This is a genomic window from Stakelama saccharophila (assembly GCF_032229225.1).
Taxonomy (GTDB): Bacteria; Pseudomonadota; Alphaproteobacteria; order Sphingomonadales; family Sphingomonadaceae; genus Sphingomonas; species Sphingomonas saccharophila.
Map to the genome: position 1 here is coordinate 1,171,850 of NZ_CP135076.1, position 21,852 is coordinate 1,193,701.

A 21,852-nucleotide genomic window follows, 5' to 3' on the forward strand; every position below is an offset into this window, starting at 1 on the left:
GACGAATGTGACTCGTAGTGTTCCGAGTTTTGTGCGAGCAGGGCGCCGAGGGCGTCGACCATCCCTGGTTAAATCATCACTTGCAAGCGAAAGTGTCTGGGGCGCGGGTTGCCGTGTCCTGCCGCCCCAGCCACTGGCCTGATGTCGGGACTGCCCAGAGCCTCCGAAGCCGCCGTATTCTTCGGCGAAACTCTTTGAATTCTGAGCTACACGTCCGCATCGGCCCGCAAGGTCACAGTACAACGGCGATCACACCGCACCCGGCAGCGTCCAAACGTTGCGCGGCCGCAAGTCCAGCCTGTACGAAGGCGGTATCCGTCAGCCGCTGATCATGTATTGGCGCGGCCATATGAAACCGGGAACCCGCGACGAGGAAAGCGTCGGCCAGGGCGTCGATCTGTTGCCGACCGTGGCCGACGCCACCGGTCTTGCGGTTCCCGACGGCGCGGACGGGACCAGGCCGACCCAACCGAATTGCACGATTCGTCGGACGATCGCACAGCGAAGCGCAAGAGCTTGGTCGAACGCCTGCGCAACTGGATGGCGACGCTGCCGAAATACAAGCCGGCCGGGTGAAGGCATCGGAAACATCGTCGCTCGACATGCTGGCCGGATGACTGCTCGAATCGCCTACGGAAACTGCCCCGGTGTGAACCGCCGCCACCGCGCATGAGAAGCGGCCTGCAACTCGTGCTGGACCTCACAGCATTCCGCATCCGGCGGAATGTGTCCTCAGGCGGCGCGGTACGGCCGGGGCGGTCCGCTCAACGGTTCGCTATCATATCTTGTCTGGCTGCCGACCGGAATGCGAGGGCCGAGCAGAGCAGGAGCGCCAGAAAGAATCCGTTGAGCAGCATCAGGCCGAGGGGGCCCGGCGGCTCGCTTCTTCCCGCAACTGTCGCGATAGCGCCGATGGCGGCTTGCGCGACCGCTGCGGCCGCCAAGGCACGGGCCATCCCCGCCGGGTGCAGGCCGGCACCGGCCGCGCCGGCGACGATGGTGAGAATCACGCAACCGTAGAGCAGGTCGAGGGGGTTTTCCTCGTCGCCGATGATGCCGACCGCGGCGTTGATCCAGATGATCAGCAGTATCGTCGCCAGCGCCATCGCGGCGCCGGTGCGATACCATGGGTTTGCGGATCGGCGCACCGCCAGCTCGAAGGCGCCGCCGATGCCGCCGAACAGGCACGCGGCGAAGACGAAATCGCCGGCGGTCCAGGCGACTTCATCGGTGAAACGCATCGCGACCAGGGGGAGCGCCAGCAGCAGACAGGCGGTTCCCCAGCCCGTCACCCGCCAGACATGCCACCGCACGTGCCGCCCCGTTCTTTGCTTTGCCATCGTCCTGCCTCCATGGTTCAATGTGGCTGGTCACAAGGCGTGAAAAACCGGCTGAAGGCATGAGCAGTTCATGAGGAATTCCTGAAAATGACCTCGGGCAGCTTCCGGTTCGAAGGATTCGTTCTCGATTGCGAGGAACGGCATCTGCGCCGCAACGGTCTGCCGGTGGAACTGACCGGCCGCTATTTCGACGCGCTCGCACTGATGCTGCGCCACCCCGGCACACTGATTTCCAGGGACCGGTTCCTCGACGAGGTCTGGTGCGGCGTGCCCGTTACCGACGAGGCGCTGACACAGTGCGTCAGGACGATCCGGCGGCAACTGGGCGACGATGCCGCCCGCCCGCGGTTCATCGAAACGGTGCCAAAGTACGGCTATCGCTTCATCGCGGCGGTCGACCGGGACGATCCGCCCGCCACGCCGACGGGTATCGAAGCGAGCGAAGATACCGCGCGCCCGGACTATGCGCTGCGTGACTTTCTGTTGCTCGGCGGCGCCGGAACGGCCGGCGCGTCGGTTTCCGGACTGATCGGCGGCATCGCTTACGGCTTTGTCGCCGCGTCTCGCGCTGGCGCCGGAGCCGGAGGAATTTCGGCGCTGCTGGTGCTGCTGTGGTTGACCATCATGGTCGCCGCCACGGGGGGCGCAGGCGTCAGCTTCGGCATCGCGGCCGCCGGCTTCCTGCGCAATCGTGCCTGGACGATCGTTGGCGGCGCCGCCGGCGGAGCGTTCGTCGGCGGCATGGTGAAGCTGCTGGGGATCGACGCGTTCGATCTGCTGCTCGGACGGTCGCCGGGTGACATCACGGGAGCACCGGAGGGACTGGTGCTCGGCGGCGCCGTCGGTGCGGCGGCATGGCTCGTTGCTGGGGCCGGCCGGCCGATGCGGATGCGGCAACAGATCGCGATTGCGGCGCTTGCCGGAGGGGCGGGCGCGTTCCTCATCGTCTTCGCGGGCGGGCGCCTGATGGGCGGTAGCCTTGATCTGCTCGCAAGCACCTTCCCGACTTCCCGGCTCCGCATATATCCGGCGCATGGATTCAGTGGCGGATTTGGGAGCATTTTCCCGATCGTGAGCGGGGTGGGGGAAGGCGTTCTCTTCAGCGGTTGCATCGTGACGGCGATGCTGCTTGCACGTTCAGCGATATCCGCCCGCAGGAAGCGGCATACCCCGGGTGCGGCCCAGATATAGGCGGCACGCTCCTTGAGCATATGCAGGCGGCCGGTATCATTTTACGGGACTTGCGGTTGCACATTTCGCACCCAGGCGTGATTGGCCGACCGGAATGGCAGTGGAGCGAACGGATGCAGCTTGATCGTCGTAATTTTATGGCCGGCGCAGCGATGCTTGCGGCATCGCCGGCGCTGGCGGCAGAAGGGCGCGCGTCGGTGCGCCGGCTCTCGCCGAAACTGGACGCGATCATCGATCCCGCTGCGGCGATCGACACGATCGCCACCGGCATCCGGTGGGCCGAAGGTCCGGTCTGGTTGCGCAATTCGGGGTGTCTGCTCTTTTCCGATCCTCCTGCAAACATGATCCGTCGCTGGTCTCCGGCAGACGGCGCGTCGCGGTTCCTGTGGCCTTCGGGGGTTGCCGATCCCGATCCGGCAACCATTCGCGAGCCGGGCTCCAACGGCATGGCCTATGAGGCCGCCGGCACGGTGATGGTGGCCGACAGCGGGATGCGTGCGTTGACCCGGCTGGATCCGGTCAGCCGTGAGAAGCTGGTTCTGGTCGGTCATTATCGCGGCAAACGGTTCAACAGCCCCAATGACCTGTGCATCGCCCGGTCGGGCGCCGTCTATTTCACCGACCCGCCTTATGGCCTGATCGACGGCGACGATTCGCCGCTCAAGGAACTCGGGTTCAATGGTGTCTATCGCTGGAGCCCGGACGGCGAAGTCTTGTTGATCGACGGCGATCTCAGCCGGCCGAACGGGGTGGCTCTGTCGCCCGACGAGCGGCGGCTCTATGTTTCCGTGTCCGACGAGCAGGCGCCCCGGATCATGGCCTATGATCTCGATGCACGGGGCGGGGCTGTCGCGCGCCGGGTCTTCTTCGATGCGAAGCCGCTGATGGGGTCCGATGCGCCGGGGCTTCCCGACGGCATGAAGGTAGCGGCCGACGGAACGCTATTCTGCTCGGCGCCGGGCGGCATGTGGATCCTGACCCCGGAAGCGGAACCGCTGGGCCGGATCGAAGCGGGTCGCGCCATCCCCAATTGCTGTTTCGGAGAAAGCGGCGCAACGCTGTTCCTGACGGCGACCGACCGGGTGCTGCGTCTGCCGCTGCGCATCAACGGATGGCGCCGCTGACGGCGATCGGCTGCGCAATGCACCGGTTCAATCTTCTTGCGACTGCACCGTGCGCACCGGTGGCAGGCGCCGCTCGATGGCGAGTACGCCGAACCCAGCCGCCGTCAGGCATGTGGCGAGAAACAGCATGGGCGCGAGATCGCTGCCGGTGCGGTCATGAATCGCCGGCACCACCGCCTGGGCGACGAATCCGCCGAGGTTGCCGACGGAGTTGATCGCGGCGAAACCGGCCGCGGCCCGCGCGCCGGTGAGGAATCGCGGCGGCAGGGACCAGAATACGGGCTGGCCGGAAAAGATGGCGGCCGCGGCGATGCACAGGATGACGAATTTCGCCGCGTTTCCCGGTATGACGACGCTCAGGACGAGGCAGAGAGCACCGAGCAGCGCCGGTCCGACGGCATGCCATGTCTGGTTTCGAAAGCGTGCGGCGTGGCGCGGGACGCCCCATAGCGCCAGGGCCACGAGCAACCAGGGGATCACGTTCAGAAACCCGTTCGTGGTGTTGGACACCCCGAAGCCCTGGACGATCGTCGGCAGCCAATAGCTCAACCCATAGGCCGCGAGCGGAAAGCCGATATAGATCACGCTGAGCAGCAGTACCCGCGGATCCATCAGTGTCTTCCAGGCGCTGCCTTCGTCTGCCACATCCTCGGCCGATCGCTCGAGTTCGTGCGCCAGCCACTGCTTCTGGCCGGGCTCCAGCCATTTGGCGTGATGGGGCGTCGGCGGCAGCAGGAAATAGACGACCGGTGCCATAAGGATCGCCGGTATGCCCGTGGCGACGAACACCCACTGCCATCCGGCGAGGCCCAGCGTACCGTCCTGATCGAGCAGCAATCCGCCGATCGCGGCGCCCACGGCGTTCGCCAGGGCGCTCGACAACATGAACACGCCCACCGCCCGGGCACGATGCGCTTGCGGAAACCACAAGGTCAGCACGTACAACACACCGGGAAAGAACCCCGCTTCCGCGACGCCCAGCAGAAAGCGCAGCAGATAGAAGGCGGCCGCGCTCTTGGCGAAGGCCAGCAGGATCGTGACAAGGCCCCAGGAAGCCATGATCCGCGCGAACCAGACGTGCGCGCCGACCCGTTCGAGCAGGAGATTGCTCGGAACCTCGAACAGGAAATAGCCGATGAAGAACAATCCGGCGCCCAAGCCATAGGCTGCTTCGCTGAGGCCCAGCGCGCTGACCATCTGCAGCTTGGCGTAAGCGATGTTCTGACGGTCGATATAGGCGATCATGTAGATCAGCCCGAGGAGTGGCACGAGCCGCAACATGATGCTGCGCATGGTTCGTTCGCCCGAATGATTCATGCGCGCATCCCCGATTTCCCCTTCGCCTATATTCGCGCGATGATATCGTTGGCGAGGGCACCTGGCCACCAACGAGCGCATCGGCCGTCGAGCGGATGTCCCCGCTTCCCCCACGCAGTCGAGACCTGCCCGTTTGCGCCGTTGTGGTCAGAGGACGCGAAAGGCGCTCAGGCGGAACAAAAGGCTTTCGCGGGAAGAAACGCCGATCTTGGAATAAATCCGCCGGATGTGCGTCCTGACGGTGCCGGGTGAAATATTCTGGCTCTGCGCGATGTCGGCGACCGTGCTGCCGTGCAGGATCAGGCCGAGCACGCCGTGCTCGGCATGGGTAAGACCGAATACCTTTTCGACATCGGTATAGTGCGGCGTGAACTCGGGGGCGTCCCGCACGAAGCACAGGCAGGCGAGTCTTCGGGCCTCGAACGCCCAGCCACGGAAGAGAAAGTGTCCGCCGGACGGGCATTCGACCGCCAGCGTCCGCATGTGACTGCTCAACGTTTCGACGAAATCGGCCAGTTGCTTTTGCTGGTATTGGCCGTCCAGGGCCAATGCCCCGTCGCGAAGGGCGATGTCGGCGCCGGTGTCCAGGAGCGCCTTGGCCGCTTCGTTCGCCCACTGCAATTGCAGGTTGCGTGATACGATCACACGCGGTGTCGCGTCCTGCTCCAGCCATTTCAGGGCTGTGTTGAAGAGTTGTTCGCTGTTGCTCGCACATGCGATATGGCGCGGAACGGCAGGCGTTGGCACTGCGACCTCCCCCTTCGATCATCGGCCAAGTTGTCTTTGTTTAATAGCGGTTAACCATGGTGCGAACATCTACCATCTTGGGTATAAACGGCGATTGCGGGCTAAAACCGTTTCAATGTGGGACCGGGCCTGTCCGTGCGGCGCCGATGGGCGCGCCTGCCGGCGATCTCGTTACCTGGCTGGTCGGGTGGTCATCCTTCTGACATATGCGCGGACGCCATGGCGGACGACGGTAGCACCGGTCTGAATAGAATCCTGCTGCAGAACAGGGATCGATTCCTGCGATTCCTTGCAGCGCGTGGTGCCCGCGACGATGCGGAAGACGTTTTCCAGGATCTGTGGCACCGGATCGGATCCCGGCCGCCCGGTCCGGTGGCTGACCCCGTCCCCTATCTTTTTCGCGCGGCGGAGAACCTCTTGCGGGATCGACGCCGCGCCGCGACGAGCCGCGAACAGCGAGAAGAGGCGTGGCAGACCGGACCGGGCGAGCCCGCGGCACGCCCCTCCGGCGAGCAAGCCCTGATCGCCCGCGAACGGCTGCGCGAGGCAGAGCGGGTGCTGGGACAACTGGGAAGTCGCTGCGAACGCATTTTCCGTCGCTACCGACTGGAAGGCGAGACCCAGGCGGCGATCGCGCGGCAGGAGGGCGTGAGCCTGAGCACGGTCGAGAAGGAATTGCAGAAGGCCTATCGCGCCTTGGCCGAGTTGCAGGAGCGGTTCGATGCGGAATGACGGCAACGTCTGCGTCTATCGGAGACCATGCCCATGAAAGCGATCCAACCCGAACCCTATTCCGGGGCCGTGCGCGAAACGGCGCGGCGCTGGGCGATCCGGGTGCGCGATCCCGATTTCAGCGATTGGGAGGATTTCACGCGGTGGCTGGAGGAAGATCCCGACCATGCCGGCGCCTATGACGTCGCCTGCGACACCGACGAGGCGATTGCTGCGCTGTTCGCAGTTGAGGACCGCGAAGCCATTCCGCTCGCCGCGCCGATTGCCGATCGCCGTTCGCGGCCGGCTTGGCGCCGCATCGCGTTCGGCGGCGGCGCGGCGGCGATGCTGGCCGCCGTTCTCGGCTATTCGGCGTGGGATGGCGGCGCGCCCGCCCGCACGATCGAAACCCGGCCCGGCGTGCAGCGGACGATGACGCTCGCGGACGGAAGCAGGATCATCCTCAATGGCGATACGCGGCTCATCCTCGATCCCGACACGCCGCGCCTCGCCACGCTCGCGAGCGGTGAAGCGATATTCCGGGTGCGCCACGACGCGGACGCCCCCTTCGTGGTCAAGGTAGCCGGTGCCAGGCTGGTCGATGTCGGCACCACGTTCGACGTGACCACGGGCGACGCCGGCGCATTGCGCGTGGCCGTGGCGGAGGGCGCCGTCCTGTACAATCCTAAGGCCGAGGCGGTGCGACTGGACGCCGGCATGGAAATGCGGGTGACGGGCGACCAGATCATCGTGCGCGACGTGGCGGCGGCCGATATCGGCAGTTGGCGGCACGGGATGCTGGTATTCCACGAAGCGCCGATCGCCGAGGTGGCGGATGCGCTAGAGCGTAGTCTCGGCGTATCGGTGCAGGTGTCTCCGGACCTGGCGAGCACGCCCTTCACCGGTACACTCGCCGTGACCGGCGATCGCGCGCATGCGGTCGAGCGACTGGCGCCCTTGCTGGGCGCCTCCGCGCGGCGTAGTGGCGACGGCTGGATGTTGTTTCGTTCGAACAGTGCGCAGCCTTAGCCTTCCCGTCCTGCTGTCCATGCTCGCCGCGGCGCCCGCGGCTCGTGCCGAAGAAGCGCACGGGACGGTATCGGTGGCGGCCATGCGGCTCGACCGGGCGATCCTCGTCGTCGGTCGCCAGACCGGCGCCAGCATCGGCCTGCGCGACCGCGACCTGGCGCGCATTCGGGTCCATCCGGTATCCGGCTCGCTCGGCGCGGGACAGGCGCTCGACCGCATGCTGGCCGGCACCCGCGCCAGGGCGCGGCGCATCGGCCACGGACGCTTCGTCATAGAGGCGCGACCGGCAATGCCGCGGCCCGTGCGCGAAGAACCGTTCCCGCCGCCGCCGCCGCCGGAAAAGCCCGAAGACATCATCGTCACGGCCAGCAAGCGCGATACGCCGCTGTCCGATTATCCCGGCGATGCCGTCGTGATCGACGGGGACGCCTTTACGCTGGCGGCCGCCGGGCGGGGCAATGACGCGCTCGAGACGCAGAGCGCAAGCCTGAGTTCCACCCATCTCGGCCCCGGCCGGAACAAGCTGTTCCTGCGCGGTATCGCGGATTCGAGCTTCACCGGCCCCACCCAGTCCACGGTCGGCCGGTATTGGGGCAATATGCGCGTGAGCTATAGCGCGCCCGATCCCGATTTGCGGCTGTACGACATCAACCGTGTCGAAATCCTCGAAGGTCCGCAGGGAACCTTGTACGGCGCCGGCTCGCTGGGCGGCATCATCCGCGTCGTTCCGCAACATCCGCAACTCGACCGGATCGGCGGGCGCGCATGGATCGGCGGCCAGGCGACCGAGCACGGCGATCCGGGGGGCGATCTCGGCGCATTGATCAACCTGCCTTTGGCCAGCGACGTCGCGGCGGCGCGGGTTCTCGCTTATGCCGGGCGCGAGGGCGGCTATATCGACGACCGGCTGCGCCGCCGCGACGACGTGAACCAGGTCGATATCGCCGGCGGCCGGGCGATGCTGCGCGTCGCACCCGCGAGCGACTGGACGATCGACCTGGCGGCGACCTATCAGCGGATCGACGGGGACGACGCGCAATATGCCGATCGGGATCGTGGCGACCTCAGTCGGGAAAGCGCCATCGCGCAGCCCTATGCCAACGACTATTTTCTGGGCGGACTGACCGTACGCGGTCGGATCGGCGAGGTCTCGATCGTTTCCACCACCGGTATCACCGACCAATATGTCGCGGAGACCTTCGACGCGACCGCCAACGCGAACGGCGAACTGGATTTCGCGGTCGCGCACTCGGCGCCCCGCGCCTTTCGCCAGATCAATCGCATCCGCATGGTCGCCACCGAAACCCGGCTGTGGACGCGGGCCGAGGACGGCAGCGGCTGGTTGCTGGGGGTGAGCGGCCTGACCAACGAGACGCGCATCAACCGCAAGATGGGGCCGGTCGTCATGATCGCGCCGGCGACCGGCGTGCGAAACCGCGTGGACGAAGTGACCGCCTTCGGCGAGGCGACGCTGGTGCCGGCGTCCGACCTCGAACTCACGCTGGGCGGTCGCCTGACCTGGTCCCGCCTTTCGGGCAGCGCCGAGGATGCGCCCGTCGCTTATGCGTTTCGCAAGGACCCGCAGGGAAAAGCGAGCCGCGAATCGACCGAGGCGCTGCCGTCGCTGGCGCTCGCATGGCGTCCGAGCGGGCGGTGGACGGTGTTCGCTCGCGTGCAGGAAGGCTATCGGCCCGGCGGCCTTGCGGTGGAAAGCGACGCGATCCGGCGCTTCCAGGGCGACCGCATCGTGACGGCCGAAATCGGCGGGCGCTGGAACGGCGGGGCGGCGGTGCCGCTCGACCTTTCGGTGACATTGGCCGCCACCCGCTGGCACGACATCCAGGCCGACCTGATCGACGGAACGGGATTTCCCACGACCACCAATATCGGCGATGGCCGGGTTCATTCGCTGGGCATCCGCGCGGCCTGGCGGCCGCTTTACGGCCTGACCCTGGACGGGTCGCTCTATCTGAACGATTCCAGGGTGACGAGCACGCCCCCCGGCGTGGCACACATCCTCGCTGCGGCCGCTTCGGAGGAGGCGCCCAACGCCCTGCCGAACGTGGCCGATGTCAGCGCCCGGATCGGCGGCCGATACCGCGTCGACCTCGGCGGCGCGGACGACCTAACGCTTTCGGGCTATGCCCGCTATGTGGGCGAATCCCGGCTGGGCGTCGGGCGCGAACTGGGGCAACGGCAGGGCGATTATCTGGATAGCGGGCTGGACCTGCGGCTCGGCACGGCGGCGCGGGGAATCACCCTCGGCGTGACCAATCTGTTCGATGTGCGTGGCAACCGGTTTGCGCTGGGAAGCCCCTTCCAGGTTCGCGAGGGCGGGCAGATCACGCCGCTGCGCCCGCGAACGATCCGCATCGGGTTCGACGCCAGTTGGTAATATCGGTTGCGGGTTCGTATCGTCGGCTCCGTCTCGGCTCCCGAAAGCAATGTTCGAGGGAGCCCGATGCGTATTCTGCTTGCAACCACCGGCCTGGCCACCGTCCTCACTCTTGCGCCGGCAACGGCGTCGGCCCAGACGCGAACGATCGACGAAGAAGTGACGACGCCGGTCGCCACCGCGACCGCCGCCTCCGGCCAGCCTGCCGATGTCGAAATCACCGAGGACGGGGCGATCACGCTGGACGGCGGCACTGCCGTGACTCTCGACAGCGCCAACGACGTGGCCAATGCCGGCGAGATACAGATTACCGACGCCGACGGCGCGGTCGGCATCGAGGCGAGCACGGCGGGTTCCGGCGACATCACCAATAGCGGCTCCATCGTCATCGACGAGAGCTACGAAGCCGAAGACGCCGACGACGATGACGACTTGGACGGACCGTTTGCGGAAGGGACGGGCCGGTTCGGCATCCGCACCGATGGGGCTTTTACCGGCGACATCGCCAATTCCGGTACCATCACGGTGGAGGGTAACGATTCGGGCGGCATTGCGCTGGGCGGCGCGCTGGCCGGCTCCCTGTCGTCCACCGGCAAGATCGAGCTGACCGGTGATGACGGCGCGGCTATCCAAGCGGGAGACGTTACCGGAGACGTCGATCTGCGCGGGACGATCGCGACGCGCGGCGAGAATACGGTCGGCGTCGCGCTGGACGGCGATGTCGGCGGCGCGGTCCATGTCCAGGGCAGCATCGCCTCGACCGGCTATCGCTATCTGCAGGCGCCCGGGGACGTCGAAGATCTGGATACCGACGATCTGTTGCAGGGCGGGCCGGCCGTCCGGGTGGCCGGCAATGTCGGCGGCGGCATCCTGGTCGATGCGCCGCCGGCCGATGCCGATGAGGATGTCGACGACGAGGACGACGACGGCATCGACGATGCCGACGAGGGCACGGGAAGCATCACCAGCTATGGCGCGGCGCCGGCGTTGCAGATCGGATCGGATGCACGCGACCTCACCATCGGCGGTGTCGCCGGCGCCGACGGGCACAGCCTCGTCATTCGCGGTTCCGTCGGCTCCGCTGGCGTCTATTCCGGCGTCGACGCCGTTGCCATCGAGATCGGCGGCATGGGACACGCCGTCGATCTGGGTGAGGGCATCGCGATCGACGGCGCGGTGGCCTCGCAGGGCCAGGCGAGTGCGACCGCGCTGCGTTTGGCGGACGGCGCCGCGGCGAACGAAATCCTCGTCGGCGGCGAGGTCTCGGCGCGCGGGGGAAGCGACGAGGCGCACGTCACCCGCGCCATCGAAATCGGCGAGGGCGCAACCGTGGCGACCATTTCCAACAGCGGTCAGATTTCCGCCACGACCGGCGGGGCCGGCACCGCCATCGCCATCGAGGACCGCTCCGGCACGCTGGACCTGATCGAGAATAGCGGCGCGATCGCGGCTACGGGCGCCACCGATACCAACGGCCGCATGATCGCGATCGACCTCAGCGCCAATGACGGCGGCGCCACGATCCGGCAGTCGCTGGCCGGTGAAGATGCCGCAGCGCCTGCCATCCGCGGGGACATCCTGTTCGGCGCGGGCGACGATATGCTGGAGGTGGCGGACGGCGCGGTAGGCGGCGACGTCGCTTTCGGTGCCGGGGGCAATCGCTACCTGCTGAGCGGCGATGCGGCGCATTCGGGCGCCATCGCCTTCGGCAGCGGGGCGGACACGCTGGCGCTTTCGGATGAAGCCAGCGTCGTCGGCAATGTCGATTTCGGCGGCGGCGCGGATGTGCTGACGCTGGCGGAGGGAACCGCATTTCGCGGCGCACTGTCGGGCAGCGCCGGGCTTGCCGCCAGCGTTTCCGGCACGCTGGACGCGACCAATGCCGGCGCGGTGGCCCTGGGGTCGCTCGATGTCGGCGAGAACGGCGCGCTGGGCGTCACGATCGATGGCGAGACGGGTACGAACACCGTGTACCAGGTCGCCGGCGCGGCATCCTTTGCCGAGGGCGCCAGGGTTCTCGTCCACCTCGACACCATCCAGGGATCGCTGGGCGACCATGTGATCGTCGAGGCGGGCACGCTGAGCGGCGGCGACGCCCTGACCACGAGCGAGGCGGTGCTGCCGTTCCTGTTCAAGAGCGACCTGACCGCCGACGAGGCGGCCGGAACCGTCACGCTGAGCATCGACCGCAAGTCGGCGGGCGAGCTGGGCATGAATCGGTCCGAGGCCGGCGCATATGATGCGGTCGTCAACGCGCTCGACGCCGACGAACAGATCGCGGACACCTTCCTCGCCGTGGACGACGCGGACACCTTCTACGATTATTACCGTACGTTCCTGCCGGCCGACGCCGCCGGGCTGTTCGAGTCCGTCACCCAGGCATCGCGCCAGCAGGCGCGCTTCCTGTCCGACCGTCAGCCCGAGAGCGCGCAGGAGAAATGGAATATCTGGTTGCAGCAATATGGCTGGGGCGCATCGAAGGATGTCGGCGAGACCCAGGCCTATGACATCGGCGGCTGGGGCGCGACCGGCGGCGCGGAGCACGCGATCGGCAATCTCGGCTATCTGGGCGTCACGCTGGGTTTCGGCCTGGGGCGCGACGGCGACGGCTCGAACGACAACGAGGTTACCACCGGCCAGTATGAAGCGGCGGTGCATTGGCGTGCCCGGTTCGGCGGACTGGGCCTCGCCGCGCGGGGATCGATCGGCAAGGTCGATTTTCACAGCCAGCGCCGCTTTTTCGGCGACGGTTTCGATCGCCTGTCGGAAGGCGACTGGGGCGGCACCTTGTGGTCGGCGACCGGCATGGCGTCCTACGACCTGGCGGTCGGCAAGCGCCTGCATATCCGGCCGCGCGCCGCGATCGATTACTACCGGTTGAGCGAGGATGCACATAGCGAGACGGGCGGCGGCGACGCCTTCGACCTGACCGTCGAGAAGCGGGTCAGCGACGAGGCGGCCGCGACCGGCAGCATGACGCTGGGCTACGAACTGGGCAGCCTGGACCCCACGGAAAGCTGGCTGCGGCTGGAACTGGAAGGCGGCCGGCGCGAGATCGTCGGCGGCAACATCGCGGCGACCACCGCCCGGTATGGCGACGGCGATCCCTTCACGCTGCAGCCGACGGCGCGCAAGAGCGGCTGGCTGGGTCGGGTGCGGCTCGCCGGCGGGCAGGACCTGTTCACCGTCGGCGGCGAAGTCAGCGCCGAGGAGCAGCAGGACCATACCGCCATCGCCGCCCGCATGTCCGTTCGCCTGAACTGGTAGCGGCGAGCCCGCGCCGACGGTCAGACCGCCGGCGCCGGCCGGCGCCGGCGGTGCGTCGCCAGGGCGTGGGCGGTGAAGACCGCCAGCCCGGTCCAGATCAGCGCGAAGGCGATCAGCATGCGCGTCGTCAGCGGCTCGCCGAAGGCCAGGACGCCGAGCAGGAATTGCAGCGTCGGCGCGATATATTGCAGCAGGCCGAGCGTGCTGTAGCGCAGGCGTCTGGCGGCGGCGGCGAACAGCAGGAGCGGCACGGACGTCATCACCGAGCTGAGCATCAGCAACAGGTCGGTGCCGCGTTCCTGTCCGAAATCCAGCCCGCCGGCGACGCCCAGCCAGACCAGATAGACGAGCGCCGCTGGCGTCAGCAGCAGCGTCTCGGTCGCCAGCCCCTCCAGCGATTCGATCGGCGCCAGCTTGCGGACCATGCCGTAGAAGCCGAAAGAGAGCGCCAGCGCCAGGCTGATCCAGAGCCCGCCCGGCGCGGCCTGCGCCATCACCGCGACGCCGGCGCCGGCCAAGGCGATGGCGGTCCATTGCAGGCGCCCCAGCCGTTCGCCGAAGACCAGCAGTCCCAGCACCACGTTCACCAGCGGGTTGAGGAAATAGCCCAGACTGGCGGCGACGACATGGGCGTGGTTCACGGCCCAGACATAGACCAGCCAGTTGACCGCGATCAGGGTCGCGCTGGCGGCCATCAGGCGCAGCACCCGCACCTGCCGGAGCAGCGACCGCCACAGCGCCAGCCGGCGGCGAAGCGCCACGATCGCCAGCACCAGCAGCAGCGACCAGGCGACGCGGTGGGCGACGATTTCCACCGCGCCGACAGGCTGGAGCAGCTTGAAATAGAGCGGCAGCAGGCCCCACAGGGCATAGGCGCCGACGCCCATGGCGAGGCCGTCCGCCGGCGGCGAATCGGGATGCTGATGCCGGGACATGCGGTGCGGCTATTGCCGCGGGCGCGATGACGCCAGCAAGAAATTCCAGTCGCGGCGATAGCGCGCGCGACGCGCCCGTCAGTCGGCCGGCTTGCGCGCGAAGATCACGATCGCGCCGAGCGTGCTGATCGTCGTCAGCGCGCAGATCGCGAGCAGCAGCATGCTGTTGATGTCCATATCCTCTCCCCCGTCTCTCGTCCGGTAGTCGCCGCCAGCTTGTGGAAAAGCGGCGCAGGCGACAACCCCTATTCGTAGCTGCGCCGCACAACGCGCCGCCGCACCCGCGCCCGCGTCAGGATGGTCGCGCCGGCGGCCGTGTGCGGGCCGGGCCGAGGGCGGTGAACCGCCCCTCGCGCCGCAACTGGGCGTCGTGGACAAAGCTTGCCGAGGTGACTCGCCGCTGATTCAACGCTGGCTTTTGGAGGCGGCGTTGGGCGAGCGGATCGGGCTTACAGACGAGGAATGAGCGCTAATCGGGCCCCTGCTGCCGCCTGAGCGAGGGCGCGGCTGCCGACCGGCAGGCGACAACCGACCGTTCTTTGAAGGCATGATGTGGATGGCACGGACCGGCTCGCAGTGGCGTCACCTGCCGGACGAGTATGGCAAGTGGAACAGCGTCTTCCGGCGCTACGGACGATGGGTCGAGACGGGCGTGTTCGACGCAATGCTGGAGACGCTGGCCGAGATGGCCGGCCGGGAACGCTCCGTCGACATGATCGACAGCACCATCATCCGGGCGCACCACTGCGCAGTCGGCATAAAAAGGGGACTCAGACGACCGAGGCACTTGGCCGATCGCGCGGCGGCTTCACCACCAAGCTCCACGCGCGCTGCGACGGCAAAGGCCGCCCGCTCGGCTTCATGCTGACACCGGGCGAGGCGCACGACGTGCACGGCTTCGCGCCGCTGTTCCGCATGCTCACCGATAAGGTGACGGCGCTGCTCGCCGACCGCGGCTACGACGCCGATGCCATCCGCGAGGAGATCGCCTTCCATGGCGTGCAGGCGGTGATCCCGGCCAAGCGCGGGCGCCGCAATCCCGCGGCCCACGACCGCGACAAATACCGCCTGCGCAGCCGGATCGAACAGCTCTTCAACAAGCTTAAGAACTGGCGCCGGATCGCCACCCGTTACGACAAGACCCGCACGTCATACATCGGCTTCGTCAGTCTCGCCTCAGCTCTGCTGTGGTTACCCTTTGTCCACAAAGCCTAGAGCGAATACCTTAAAGGCAATTTCTTGTATTTTCTGAATATCACCTTTGGTGATTTCTTTAATTCCACCTGCAGTGTCGCTCATTGGTTAAACGCCCTCACTCCGCCGCCTGCGTCCCCGAGAACAGTTCTGCATCGCCTTCCTCCTCGGCTTCGTCGTCGTTGCCGGCATTGGCCTTTTGGCGCTTGTCGAAGCTGTCCCACACCTCGTTCCAGTTGCCGCGGGTCGCGGCTTTCGAATATTCGGTGGCGCGGGTTTCGAAGAAATTGGCGTGCTCGACGCCGTTCAGCAGCGGGGTCAGCCAGGGCAGGGGGTGTTCGTCGACCAGATAGATCGGCTTCATCCCCAGTTGCTGCATGCGCCAGTCGGCGATGTAGCGGATATAGCGCTTGATCTCCTTGGGCGTCATGCCGTTCACCGGACCCATTTCGAAGGCGAGGTCGATGAAATTGTCCTCCAGCCGGATCGTCGTCTGGCAGACATCGGCGATGTCGTCCTTCACCGCCTTGGTCAGGCAGTCGCGTTCGGCGCAGAAGGCGTGGAACAGGCGCGTGATGCCTTCGCAGTGCAGGCTTTCGTCGCGCACCGACCAGCTCACGATCTGGCCCATGCCCTTCATCTTGTTGAAGCGCGGGAAATTCATCAGCATCGCGAAGCTGGCGAAGAGCTGCACGCCCTCGGTAAAGCCGCCGAACATGGCGAGGGTGCGGGCGATGTCCTCGTCGGTATCGACGCCGAACTTCTGCAGATAGTCGTGCTTGTCCTTCAGCTCGGCATATTCGAGGAAGGCGCCGTATTCGCTTTCGGGCATGCCGATCGTGTCGAGCAGGTGGCTGTAGGCCGCGATGTGCACCGTTTCCATGTTGGAAAAGGCGGTGAGCATCATCTTGATCTCGGTCGGCTTGAACACGCGGCCATATTTGTCGTGATAGCAATCCTGCACCTCGACATCGGCCTGGGTGAAGAAGCGGAAGATCTGCGTTAAGAGGTTGCGCTCGTGATTGGTCAGCTTCTGCGCCCAGTCGCGGCAATCCTCGCCCAGCGGCACTTCCTCCGGCAGCCAATGGACCTGCTGCTGCCGCTTCCAGAAGTCGTAGGCCCAGGGGTACTCGAAGGGCTTGTAGGTCTTGCGGGCTTCGGTGAGGGACATGGGACTACTCCGGGTTCGAAACTGAAAACAATATGGGGTGCGGGGGCGCCTGGATCACGTCGCGCCTCCGCTCGCGATCTCGTCGTTCCACGACCACATCGCGCTGGCCGACATGGCGAGCACGGCGGCGAGGGCCAGCGCCATCACCGCGACCATGCGATAGGCATAGGTGCGCGCCTCGCTAAGCGGCTGGCGGAGCCGGAACAGCAGTGCGAGGCCGAGGATGCCGGCCACGCCCGCCACCGCGAACATGATGGCGACGGTCATGGTCATCGGCGGACCATCCGCGTCCTGTACACGGCGCTCGGGCCTGCGAGCGCGGGGAACGCGGAAAAGGTGCGAAACCGCGTCATGCCGCCAACTCCCACGCATCGTTTGCCGGTTTCGGGCGTTCGACCCCCGTCACAGCAAGAGGAGAACCGCGATGGCCGACACCAGCCAGATCAAGGAACATATGAACGTCGTCGGCGCCGACGGCGTCCATCTCGGCACGGTCGATCACCTTGACGGCGACCGCATCAAGCTGACCAGGACCGACAGCCCGCAGACCGAGGACGGGCAGGGCGCGAAGCATCATTACATCCCCGCCGGCCTGGTCGCCGAGGTGGAAGGCGACACCGTCCGCCTGTCCGCCACCGCGCAGAACGCGCAGGACATGTTCGAAGAGGCGGAGTGAGCGCTGCGTTTCCCTCTCCCCTTGTGGGAGAGGGAGGGAGCAGCCGTTAGGCTGCGGAAGGGTGAGGGGGCGGGGCGTCATCATACCGCACCGTCGATATATTGCCGGATCACGGTCATCACGCCGTTCGGATTGTCTTGCACGTCGCTGTTCCAGAATCGGATTACGCGATATCCCTCGCCTTCGATGAAGCGTGTGCGGGCGGCGTCCTGAGCTACGGCTTCGGCGTGCTGCCCGCCGTCGACCTCGATCACCAGTCGCGCCGCGTGCGAGCAGAAATCCGCGAAATAGGGGCCCAGCGGGACTTGCCGGCGAAATTTCGCACCCGGAACCGTTTCCCGCAAGAGGCGCCAGAGCATCTTTTCCGCATCCGTCGCATTCCGGCGCAGTTCGCGGGAACGAGCAACCGTGCGGGCCGGCAGCAGTTGCCGCTTCGTCAACCCGTCGGCATTTCCCCTCACCTTCCCACGCCGCTTCGCGGCGCGGGCCCCTTCCTCTCCCACAAGGGGAGAGGAGGAACGAGGAGCAGCGCGAGCCGTCATCTCACTGACAGGCGAGACATTCGTCATAGTCCGTGCTCGGCAGCTCGTATTTGGCGGGTTCGGAAGTGTTGTCGGCCTCTACCCCGCCGGCGAAGCCTGCGCGCTGCACGCTCTTGGACCGCAGATAGTAAAGCGACTTGATGCCCAGTTCCCAGGCGCGGAAATGCAGCATCAAGAGGTCCCATTTGTCGCAATCGGCCGGGATGAACAGATTGAGCGACTGCGCCTGGTCGATATAGGGCGTGCGGTCGCCGGCGAGTTCGAGCACCCAGCGCTGGTCGATCTCGAAGCTGGTCTTGAAGCAATCTCTTTCTTCCGGCGTCAGGAAGTCGAGATGCTGGACCGATCCGCCCTTTTCCAGGATCGAATGCCACACGCTGTCGGCGTTCTTCGATTTCTTGTCGAGCAGCTTTTCGAGATACGGGTTCTTGACCACGAAGCTGCCCGACAGCGTCTTGTGCGTGTAGATGTTCGCCGGGATCGGTTCGATGCACGCGCTGGTGCCGCCGCAAATGATGCTGATCGACGCGGTCGGCGCGATCGCCATCTTGCACGAGAAGCGCTCCATCACGCCGACATCGGCCGCATCGGGGCAGGGGCCGCGCTCGACCGCGAGCTGCATCGAGGCTTCGTTCACCTGCGCATTGACGTGCTTAAAGATCTTGAGGTTCCACGACTTGGCCATCGCCCCCTCGAAGGGGAGGCCGCGCGCCTGCAGGAAGCTATGGAAGCCCATCACGCCGAGACCGACCGAGCGTTCGCGCATCGCGCTGTACTTGGCCCGCGCCATCTCGTCGGGGGCGCGGTCGATATAGTCGGTGAGGACGTTGTCGAGGAAGCGCATCACGTCTTCGATGAAGCCCTTTTCCTTCGACCATTCGTCCCAGGTTTCGAGATTGAGCGAGGACAGGCAGCACACCGCGGTGCGGTCGTTGCCGAGATGATCGTAGCCGGTCGGCAGCGTGATCTCGCTGCACAGGTTCGAGGTGGAAACCTTCAGCCCCAGTTCGCGGTGATGGCTGGGCATGTTGTTGTTCACATGGTCGGCGAAGACGATATACGGCTCGCCGGTCGCCAGCCGCGTTTCCACGAGCTTCTGGAACAATGCGCGGGCGTCGACGCGGGCGCGTTCGGAGCCGTCCTTGGGGCTTTTCAGCACCCATTCGGCGCCGTCGCGCACCGCTTCCATGAATGCGTCGGTCAACAGCACGCCGTGGTGCAGGTTGAGCGCCTTGCGGTTGAAATCGCCCGAGGGCTTGCGGATTTCGAGGAACTCCTCGATTTCCGGGTGGCTTACGTCGAGATAGCAGGCGGCCGAGCCGCGGCGCAGCGACCCCTGGCTGATCGCGAGCGTCAGCGAATCCATCACGCGCACGAAGGGAATGATGCCGCTGGTCTTGCCGTTGAGACCGACCGGCTCGCCGATGCCGCGGACATTGCCCCAATAGGTGCCGATGCCGCCGCCGCGCGAGGCGAGCCAGACATTCTCGTTCCAGGTATCGACGATGCCGTTCAGGCTGTCGGGCACCGAGTTGAGGTAGCAGGAGATCGGCAGACCGCGCCCGGTGCCGCCGTTCGACAGGACCGGCGTCGCCGGCATGAACCACAAGCGGCTGATATAGTCGTAGAGGCGCTGGGCATGCGCCTCGTCGTCGGCATAGGCCGAGGCCACGCGCACGAACAGGTCCTGATAGGATTCGCCGGGCAGCAGATAGCGGTCCTTCAGCGTCTCCTTGCCGAAATCCGTCAGGAGATCGTCACGGCCGTGATCGACCTCCAGCGTGTACGGATTGGGGCGGATCGCCTTTGAATCGGTATCGGCCTTCGCCTTCGTTTCCGGTGCGGCGTCGATGGTCTCGGCGGTCTGGTCGCTCACATGCCCGTCCTGCGTTTCCCTGAAATCCATGATGTGCCCCGTTCCGTTTCCGTTCGACTCGGGGATGCGAACCCCGATACTATCATCCGAGGAAAGCCCGCGAGAACAAAAAGTGTCCACTCGGCCGGCAACAGGCACGAATCCGCCCGTTCCCACGACATAGGGTCGCGGGTGTCTTATACCAGCGCTTGGGCTTTCCCCCGAAAGCAACCACTAGAGATTGTGCCTAAACGGATCGCAACGCAAGCGATTTCCTGCCCGTTCGCAGGCTCGGTTCGTCGCTCGAATGACTCGTTTCACGGCATGCGGGAGGACGCGACGCGCGGACCTTCCTAGCGTCGGAGAATTGCAAGGGAACAGGGGTGGAACGAAAAAATATTGCATTGCCGGACGGGGTACGGTGGGCGTGGAGGCATCTGGTATCGAACCGCCGCAGGGCGCGCTGTTCGGTCAGGGGCCGGGCGTTGAAATCTGACGCGCCGCACCCAAGCCCGTTTGGGCTGGTGAGCAGGTGGAAACTGCCGGGGCAGTTTCCACCTGCTCACTGTCGAAGCCTTGTCCTGCCTTTCTGCGGAAGAAGAAGAGCGGCCCCCTTCGACTGCCTGCCAAGGCGGGCGCTCAGGACAGCCCTTCGACAAGCTCAGGGCAAACGGGTTTGGTGTAAGGTTGATGCTTCGGCGCCGGGTTCCTCCGCTTGCGGGTCGGGGCACCGGATATGGGAGTCGGGCACGACGCCCCCTCCGCACGGTGGCGCGGTGTGTTTCCCGGTTCGGCTCGGCATCCGCCGCCGACATGCGCGGGTCACCGTGGCCGGGACGCGGCTCCGTCGCCGGCGGGCATGCGCAGCCGCAATCCGCTGCGCGGCAGGGTGGGGAAGCGGTCGAGGGGCACGGTCAGGTCCTGCGGCGGGACGGCGGCGCCGAGGGCGCGTAGCCGGACGATGGCGCGGCGCATCAGCTCCAGTGTCAGCCACTCGCCGGGGCAGCGATGGTCGGCGGCATGGTCGCCCGCCCCCTGCGGCACGAGGCGGAAGCCATCGTCGAGCGATTCGGGTCTGCGCGCCGGATCGAAGCGCTCCGGCCGGTCCCAGAGCCGGGGATCGTGGTTGGTGGCGTGCAGGCCGAGCAGCACCCAGTCGCCGTCGCCGAAATCATGGCCGCGCCAGGTGAAGGGCTTGCGCACCCGGCCGCCGATGACCGGAAAAAAGGGATAATAGCGCCGCACCTCCTGCGCGAAGGCATGGACGCGCGCCGGATCGCGCGCATCGCCGAGCCACTGTGCCGCCGCCGGGTGCTCGTGCAGGGCGAGCCCGGCAAAGGTGAGGAAGCGGGCGACGGCCACGGTCGGGCGCAGCAGGTTCAACAGCTCGACGCCCGCCGTCTTGCGGTCGAGGAGCGCGCCGTTCGCGTCGCGGAAGGTGGCGAGCCGGGCGATCGGCGTCTGCGAATCCGCCGCCAGTCTGCCGTCGCGAAGGGCATGGATGACCCGGCGCGCCCAGCGCTCGCTGCGACGACGCAGCCACAGGCCGCGGGCGAGATTCGGCCCGACGGAGCCGGCGCCGGCCACCATCGCCGCCTGTTCCTCGGCCCGCTTGTCGAGCGAGGCGCGACCGAGCGACAGACCGATCCACTCGCAGGCGGTCGCGGTACACAGCCGCACCGCTTCGTCATGGAAGGTGATGGCGCCGGCTTCGCGCCAGCGGCGAAGGGCACGGTCCCATTGACGGTCGAACATGTCGCCGGCGGCGTGGATCGCGGCGTCGTCCATCATGGCGAGGAACATCGCCTTGCGCGCGCGGTGGGCGGCGCCGTCGAGCGCCTGCACGCTGCCCTTGTCCTGCAACAGGCGCACGGTGGTGGGCGGCATGGCGCCGACGCGGGTGAAATGTTCGCCGTCGTAGAAGTGCCGGGCGGCGTCTTCCCCGGCGATGCAGGTGACGGGGCGCAGCATCAGCCGGGCGGTGAAGATGTCGCTGCCGAGGCGGCGGCAGCGATTGCCGATATAATCATAGCCCTCGCGCAGGAAGGAGAGCGTGCTGTCGAAGGCGGGATCGGCGGGAATGGGCATGGCGTATCCTGCCGACAGCGTCTGGGTGGGTGGTGCGGTTCCCGCCGGAGGGGCGGGCCGTGGCGCGTGGGCGGCGGCTGTCTTTTGGAAATCGGCGTCCCATCGCCCTCGGGAGGCGTTGTGGGACGGATGGGCAAGGCGGTCCGAACGGGGTGAAGCGTGCGCACCGCTTCGCGGCTTCGCCGCGCCCCTCCACCGCCTTCGGCGGTCCCCCTCCCCAAGCGAGCTTGGGGAGGAATTTTCCTCCCCTCCCTTTCGCAGAGGCATCAA

The 21,852-nt window shown here is 66.6% G+C and carries 18 protein-coding genes and 1 pseudogene; 10 read left to right on the forward strand and 9 right to left on the reverse strand.

What is annotated here, in order from left to right; genetic code table 11:
- The first annotated feature begins 277 nt into the window (after nucleotides 1-277).
- Complete coding sequence (locus tag RPR59_RS05380; RefSeq protein WP_313917449.1) at nucleotides 278-673, forward strand: sulfatase-like hydrolase/transferase; 396 nt, start codon at nucleotides 278-280, stop codon at nucleotides 671-673.
- Nucleotides 674-764: 91 nt separating this feature from the next.
- Here the strand turns inward: RPR59_RS05380 and RPR59_RS05385 are convergent, their stop codons facing one another.
- On the reverse strand, nucleotides 765-1,340 hold the full coding sequence (locus tag RPR59_RS05385; protein ID WP_313917451.1) for a hypothetical protein: 576 nt from the start codon (nucleotides 1,338-1,340) through the stop codon (nucleotides 765-767).
- An 87-nt stretch (nucleotides 1,341-1,427) separates the two neighbouring features.
- Between RPR59_RS05385 and RPR59_RS05390 the strand changes: the two genes are divergently transcribed.
- Together RPR59_RS05390 and RPR59_RS05395 are read left to right on the forward strand one after the other, a co-directional pair.
- Nucleotides 1,428-2,531: a winged helix-turn-helix domain-containing protein gene (locus tag RPR59_RS05390; protein ID WP_313917453.1), complete on the forward strand. Its 1,104-nt coding sequence runs from the start codon at nucleotides 1,428-1,430 to the stop codon at nucleotides 2,529-2,531.
- Between the two features lie 113 nt (nucleotides 2,532-2,644).
- Entirely contained in the window at nucleotides 2,645-3,655 is a 1,011-nt protein-coding gene (locus tag RPR59_RS05395; protein ID WP_313917455.1) for an SMP-30/gluconolactonase/LRE family protein, read from the forward strand.
- Nucleotides 3,656-3,682: 27 nt separating this feature from the next.
- On the opposite strand, the gene RPR59_RS05400 is transcribed toward RPR59_RS05395, so the two are convergent.
- Nucleotides 3,683-4,948: an MFS transporter gene (locus RPR59_RS05400; RefSeq protein WP_313917458.1), complete on the reverse strand. Its 1,266-nt coding sequence runs from the start codon at nucleotides 4,946-4,948 to the stop codon at nucleotides 3,683-3,685.
- A gap of 171 nt (nucleotides 4,949-5,119) precedes the next feature.
- Nucleotides 5,120-5,719: a helix-turn-helix transcriptional regulator gene (locus RPR59_RS05405; RefSeq protein ID WP_313917460.1), complete on the reverse strand. Its 600-nt coding sequence runs from the start codon at nucleotides 5,717-5,719 to the stop codon at nucleotides 5,120-5,122.
- Nucleotides 5,720-5,938: 219 nt separating this feature from the next.
- On the opposite strand from RPR59_RS05405, the gene RPR59_RS05410 reads away from it, so the two are divergent.
- The 4 genes from RPR59_RS05410 to RPR59_RS05425 all read left to right on the forward strand — a co-directional run bounded on the left by RPR59_RS05410 (nucleotide 5,939) and on the right by RPR59_RS05425 (nucleotide 13,121).
- Nucleotides 5,939-6,451: an RNA polymerase sigma factor gene (locus tag RPR59_RS05410; protein ID WP_313917462.1), complete on the forward strand. Its 513-nt coding sequence runs from the start codon at nucleotides 5,939-5,941 to the stop codon at nucleotides 6,449-6,451.
- Between the two features lie 33 nt (nucleotides 6,452-6,484).
- Nucleotides 6,485-7,459 carry a FecR family protein gene (locus tag RPR59_RS05415; protein ID WP_313917464.1) on the forward strand — a complete coding sequence of 325 codons (975 nt, stop codon included), beginning with the start codon at nucleotides 6,485-6,487 and terminating at the stop codon, nucleotides 7,457-7,459.
- Nucleotides 7,446-9,854 carry a TonB-dependent receptor gene (locus RPR59_RS05420; RefSeq protein WP_313917466.1) on the forward strand — a complete coding sequence of 803 codons (2,409 nt, stop codon included), beginning with the start codon at nucleotides 7,446-7,448 and terminating at the stop codon, nucleotides 9,852-9,854. The genes RPR59_RS05415 and RPR59_RS05420 overlap by 14 nt, the downstream gene beginning before the upstream one ends.
- 66 nt (nucleotides 9,855-9,920) lie before the next feature.
- A complete protein-coding gene (locus RPR59_RS05425) occupies nucleotides 9,921-13,121 on the forward strand; it encodes an autotransporter outer membrane beta-barrel domain-containing protein (RefSeq protein ID WP_313917468.1) in 3,201 nt (1,066 codons plus the stop codon).
- A gap of 20 nt (nucleotides 13,122-13,141) precedes the next feature.
- Here the strand turns inward: RPR59_RS05425 and rarD are convergent, their stop codons facing one another.
- A complete protein-coding gene (gene rarD / locus RPR59_RS05430) occupies nucleotides 13,142-14,056 on the reverse strand; it encodes an EamA family transporter RarD (RefSeq protein WP_313917470.1) in 915 nt (304 codons plus the stop codon).
- Between the two features lie 484 nt (nucleotides 14,057-14,540).
- On the opposite strand from rarD, the pseudogene RPR59_RS05435 reads away from it, so the two are divergent.
- Both RPR59_RS05435 and RPR59_RS05440 read left to right on the forward strand, forming a co-directional pair.
- A pseudogene (locus RPR59_RS05435) lies at nucleotides 14,541-14,663 on the forward strand (transposase); the annotation flags it as partial.
- A gap of 29 nt (nucleotides 14,664-14,692) precedes the next feature.
- Nucleotides 14,693-15,271 carry an IS5 family transposase gene (locus RPR59_RS05440; protein ID WP_313918342.1) on the forward strand — a complete coding sequence of 193 codons (579 nt, stop codon included), beginning with the start codon at nucleotides 14,693-14,695 and terminating at the stop codon, nucleotides 15,269-15,271.
- A 97-nt stretch (nucleotides 15,272-15,368) separates the two neighbouring features.
- On the opposite strand, the gene RPR59_RS05445 is transcribed toward RPR59_RS05440, so the two are convergent.
- Together RPR59_RS05445 and RPR59_RS05450 are read right to left on the reverse strand one after the other, a co-directional pair.
- Entirely contained in the window at nucleotides 15,369-16,421 is a 1,053-nt protein-coding gene (locus tag RPR59_RS05445) for a ribonucleotide-diphosphate reductase subunit beta (protein ID WP_313917472.1), read from the reverse strand.
- 54 nt (nucleotides 16,422-16,475) lie between these two features.
- Complete coding sequence (locus tag RPR59_RS05450; protein ID WP_313917474.1) at nucleotides 16,476-16,694, reverse strand: hypothetical protein; 219 nt, start codon at nucleotides 16,692-16,694, stop codon at nucleotides 16,476-16,478.
- A 151-nt stretch (nucleotides 16,695-16,845) separates the two neighbouring features.
- On the opposite strand from RPR59_RS05450, the gene RPR59_RS05455 reads away from it, so the two are divergent.
- Entirely contained in the window at nucleotides 16,846-17,097 is a 252-nt protein-coding gene (locus tag RPR59_RS05455) for a DUF2171 domain-containing protein (protein ID WP_313917476.1), read from the forward strand.
- 80 nt (nucleotides 17,098-17,177) lie between these two features.
- On the opposite strand, the gene RPR59_RS05460 is transcribed toward RPR59_RS05455, so the two are convergent.
- The 3 genes from RPR59_RS05460 to RPR59_RS05470 all read right to left on the reverse strand — a co-directional run bounded on the left by RPR59_RS05460 (nucleotide 17,178) and on the right by RPR59_RS05470 (nucleotide 21,582).
- Nucleotides 17,178-17,666: an endonuclease domain-containing protein gene (locus tag RPR59_RS05460; protein ID WP_313917479.1), complete on the reverse strand. Its 489-nt coding sequence runs from the start codon at nucleotides 17,664-17,666 to the stop codon at nucleotides 17,178-17,180.
- A complete protein-coding gene (locus tag RPR59_RS05465; RefSeq protein ID WP_313917481.1) occupies nucleotides 17,641-19,545 on the reverse strand; it encodes a ribonucleoside-diphosphate reductase subunit alpha in 1,905 nt (634 codons plus the stop codon). The genes RPR59_RS05460 and RPR59_RS05465 overlap by 26 nt, the downstream gene beginning before the upstream one ends.
- 771 nt (nucleotides 19,546-20,316) lie before the next feature.
- Nucleotides 20,317-21,582 (reverse strand): cytochrome P450, encoded by a 1,266-nt coding sequence (locus tag RPR59_RS05470; RefSeq protein WP_313917483.1) that lies wholly within the window; start codon nucleotides 21,580-21,582, stop codon nucleotides 20,317-20,319.
- Nucleotides 21,583-21,852: the final 270 nt, after the last annotated feature.